The 3742-nt window shown below is 62.7% G+C and carries 4 protein-coding genes, 2 tRNA genes and 1 pseudogene; 4 read left to right on the top strand and 3 right to left on the bottom strand.

Features of this window, described 5'->3' with window-relative positions; genetic code table 11:
• Window positions 1-365: pseudogene (locus QZ329_RS15215) on the bottom strand (sodium-dependent transporter); the annotation flags it as partial.
• Window positions 366-555: 190 nt separating this feature from the next.
• A complete protein-coding gene (locus QZ329_RS15210; RefSeq protein WP_295753850.1) occupies window positions 556-1017 on the bottom strand; it encodes a C-GCAxxG-C-C family protein in 462 nt (153 codons plus the stop codon).
• 205 nt (window positions 1018-1222) lie between these two features.
• Between QZ329_RS15210 and QZ329_RS15205 the strand changes: the two genes are divergently transcribed.
• A complete protein-coding gene (locus QZ329_RS15205) occupies window positions 1223-1972 on the top strand; it encodes a TraX family protein (protein WP_295753849.1) in 750 nt (249 codons plus the stop codon).
• 41 nt (window positions 1973-2013) lie between these two features.
• Here the strand turns inward: QZ329_RS15205 and QZ329_RS15200 are convergent, their stop codons facing one another.
• Window positions 2014-2604 (bottom strand): DUF4352 domain-containing protein, encoded by a 591-nt coding sequence (locus QZ329_RS15200; RefSeq protein ID WP_295753848.1) that lies wholly within the window; start codon window positions 2602-2604, stop codon window positions 2014-2016.
• 176 nt (window positions 2605-2780) lie between these two features.
• On the opposite strand from QZ329_RS15200, the gene QZ329_RS15195 reads away from it, so the two are divergent.
• From QZ329_RS15195 to QZ329_RS15185, 3 genes are all read left to right on the top strand, one after another.
• The gene (locus QZ329_RS15195) at window positions 2781-3392 is read left to right on the top strand and encodes a gamma-glutamyl-gamma-aminobutyrate hydrolase family protein (protein ID WP_295753847.1); all 612 of its coding nucleotides are present in this window, start codon (window positions 2781-2783) and stop codon (window positions 3390-3392) included.
• Between the two features lie 92 nt (window positions 3393-3484).
• A tRNA-Gly gene (locus QZ329_RS15190) sits at window positions 3485-3559 on the top strand.
• 9 nt (window positions 3560-3568) lie between these two features.
• Window positions 3569-3645, top strand: a tRNA-Arg gene (locus QZ329_RS15185).
• Window positions 3646-3742: the final 97 nt, after the last annotated feature.

Here is a 3742-nt window from a genome sequence, read left to right as displayed (position 1 = left end):
GCCTTCAGCACATAGGCGATGATGACCGCGTAGCCCAGGGCGATGCACATGGACCCCGCCAGGGGCAGCCAGCCCAGAAGGCCCCCGGCCTTTCCCAGGCTCTTTTTCCGGGTGCCCCAGGCCATTTCATAGGCGCCCAGAGTCCCCGTCCGGGCCCGGCGGCCCACGGCGTACTCCGCGGAGAGGCCCACCGTGCCGAAGAGAATGATAAACACCAGATAGGCGATCAAAAAGGCGCCGCCGCCGTTGCTGCCCATCTTGGCGGGGAAGCCCCACACGTTGGCCATGCCCACGGCGGAGCCCACGGCCGACAACACGAACCCCCACTGGCTGCTGAACTGCCTCCTCTTCCCGTCTCCGCTCATATGCGCGCTCCTCCTTGTGTTTCCGTAATAAAAGGCGGGTCCTGACGGGCCCGTCGCTTTTGGTATTTGCGGTTTTAAAGTATTATAGCACAGCGTTTCACAAAAGGGAAGCATTTTCCAGCAAATCCGCAAAATTCCCTCCGGCGAACAGCGGTCCGCCGTATGGCGGACCGCTGTTGTGGCTTGCGGCTCACTGCGCCGCCGTTTCCCGTTCTTCCTGCACCAGCCGCTCCAGCTGCTCCACCGCCGTGACGATCATGTTGTCGCAGTGGGCGGTGACGCCCAGGCGCTGGGCGGCGGGGTTCTTTTCCGTGACGCCGGGCCGGGCCCGGAGCAGGTCCCCGCAGCGGCTGTGGCCAAACACCTCGTAAAACCTCTGGCGGAACTCCTTGGCCAGGCGGTAGATGTTCCGCTTGGCGGCCTGGTCTTCACCCTGGGCGTGGGGGAAGCAGAGGCTCAGAATCAGCACGCCGCCGCTGACCGCGCCGCAGACCTCCTCGTGACTGCCGCCTATGCCGCCGCCGAAGCCGCCCAGCAGCGGCATAACCTCCTCCGGCGTCCGGCCCGCCAGGTCCGCGCAGGCCCCCGCCACGGACTGGGCGCAGTTCCAGCCTTCCTTGTGATACTGATACGCCAAGGCACAGCGATCCATTGTCATCGTCTCCTCTCAAACATTCAAACGATCCGGCGGTTCGTCCCGCCGCGTCTTTTGGGAATTATAGCAAACTTCCGGGGAAATGGCAACCGGAAGCCGCCGGGAAAACCGCCCCGTTTTGAAGAAAAACGCGCCGCCCCGCCGTTATGGTGAAGGACGGCAATGCCGTCTCCCATTTGACCATTTGAAAGGAGCGGATTTCATGACGGCCTTTTCCCTGAAGTGGACGGCTCTGGTCCTGATGACTCTGGATCACATCGGATATTACTTCCCGGCGTCCCCGGTGTGGTTCCGCTGGCTGGGCCGGGGGGCCTATCCCCTGTTTCTCTTCTGCATGGCCCAGAGCTATGCCCACACCCGAAGCCGGAGGCGCTATCTCCTGCGCCTTTACATGATGAGCCTGTTCATGACGGCCCTGGGCCTGGTTCTGGACGCCTGGTTTCCCTCGGAGAACGGCTATGGCAATCACAACATCTTCCTGCCCCTTTTTTTGACGGGCCTTCTCATCAGCGTCGTGGAGCTGTTCCAGCGGGACCGGAAATGGGGCGGGCTGCTTCTGGGAGCCGTCGCCCTGGCGCAGGTGCTCTACGGGCTTCTGCCCTTCCTGCTGCCCTTTACCCGAGGCCTCAGCGGCGACGTGCTCACCGGCGCGGTCCCCAACCTGGCGGTGAACGAGTACGGCTTCGAGTTCATCGCCCTGGGCATGGCGCTGTACTTCCTCCGGGACCGGCGGGAGGCCCTGGCCGCCGTTTACCTGATCTTCTGCGTCTATCAGTTCAGCGCCGAGGCGCTGTATGGTTACGGCCCTGTCCAGTGGATGATGGTCCTGGCCCTGCCGCTGATGCTCCGGTACAACGGGGAGAAGGGGCCGGGATGGAAGTGGTTTTTCTACTTATACTATCCCGCTCATACCTGCCTGCTCTTCCTCCTGGCCCGCTCCTTCCTGGGATAAGATAAAACGGAGCGGCATAGCCGCTCCGTTTTCCGCGTCTTTTATTTTGCCTCGGCGGTGAAGAACACGAAGAAGGTGTCTCCCTCGCTGTTGTCGTCGAAGAGCTCCAGGTGGGAAATGGAGAAATCCTTCTCATCTGCGGGCACATCGAAGACCAGGGTGCCGGTGCGGGACTCGTTGACGCCCAGCTCATAGGTAGCGGGGAGCTGCTCGTCGCTCACGGTGTCCAGGTCGCTGCCGTCCTCGCCCTCGGTGATGGGCCAGGCGAACTCCTCGGTCTCGGAGCTGGCGGTCCACTGGCCCTGGAAGTCATCGTCATACATGGGCAGCGTCTCGTTGAAGGTGTTTTTCACCGTCATCTCCACCACCAGGACCTGCTTGCCCTCCGGAGCGGTGTGACCGTGATACTCGCTGGTGGTATAGGCGCTGTTCACGCTGAAATCCATAAAATAGGAATGTACCACATCGCCAATACGGGCCTCGGCATAGCCGTCCTCCGCCCGAACCTCGCCGCTGCCCGCGCCGGCGCTGTCGGAGCTGCCGCCGCCGGAATCTCCGCCGGAGTTTCCGCCGCAGGAGGCCAAGGCCAGCATGAGCAAAAGCGTCATCATCAAAGCAATCCATTTTTTCATCTCGAGGTTCCTCCATTCTGTTTACTCTCGTGGTTCCTTGAAAGCAGGACCAAGGAAGATCATACTACGAACCTCCCGCCAAGTCAATATTCACAAAGCTGAAAATAAGCTTAAAATTTTGTGGGACCGTTTCGCCCCTCCGGCGCATAGACTAAAGCAGCAAAGGGGGGGCGCGCATGGGGAAAACCGTGTACATCTATGGAGAGGCGGAGTCCTTTCCCAACTACCGGCGGGCCGTGGAGGCCGCGGGAGGCCGGGCGGTGTTCGGCCGGAAGCGGCGGTCCCTTTTGGGGGACGCGCTGCTTCTCCCCGGCGGCGGCGATCTGGAGCCCTGGCGCTATGGCCAGGCGAACGCCGCCTCCCGAAATCTGGACCCGGAGCGGGACGAGGCGGAGCTGGCCCTGCTCCAGGACTTCACCGCCGCCGGGAAGCCGGTGCTGGGCATCTGCCGGGGCCTTCAGACCGTCAACGTCTTCTTCGGCGGAACGCTGGCGCAGGACATTCCCGGCCACGGCGCCCGCGGCGGCGCCGACGGCCTCCATCCGGTCCGGCGGGCCCCCGGCGCCCCCATGCCGCTGTCCGGCGGGTGGGTGAACAGCGCCCACCATCAGGCGGCGGACCGGCTGGGCTCCGGCCTTCGGGCGGTCCAGTGGGCGGAGGACGGCGTGGTGGAGGCGCTGGTCCACCGGCGTCTTCCGGTGTGGGCGGTCCAGTGGCATCCCGAGCGGCTGGAGGGCAGTCCGGCGGGGCGGATTTTGTTCCGGGCGTTTCTGGCCTTGGGGGAATGAGAAAAATTTCCGGAAAAACCGCAAAGACCGCTTGACAGATATGCGGTTTCATGTTATGATGTCCAAGCTGACGATTTCCAGGGAGGGCATATGCAGGTGTAGCACAATGGTCAGGGCACCAGCCTTCCAAGCTGGGGATGCGAGTTCGATTCTCGTCACCTGCTCCATCCAAATTCGCGCCAGTAGCTCAGCCGGATAGAGCAACTGCCTTCTAAGCAGTAGGCCAGGGGTTCGAGTCCCTTCTGGCGTGCCAGGCTCTCCTTTGGGCGTTCGTCAAACGCAGTCAGACGGTTATATGTGGTGGGTGTAGCTCAGTTGGTTAGAGCACCGGATTGTGGTTCCGGGTGTCG

Source organism: uncultured Oscillibacter sp. (genome assembly GCF_910579365.1).
Lineage (GTDB): Bacteria > Bacillota > Clostridia > Oscillospirales > Oscillospiraceae > Oscillibacter.
This window is presented reverse-complemented; position numbering and strand designations above follow the sequence as displayed.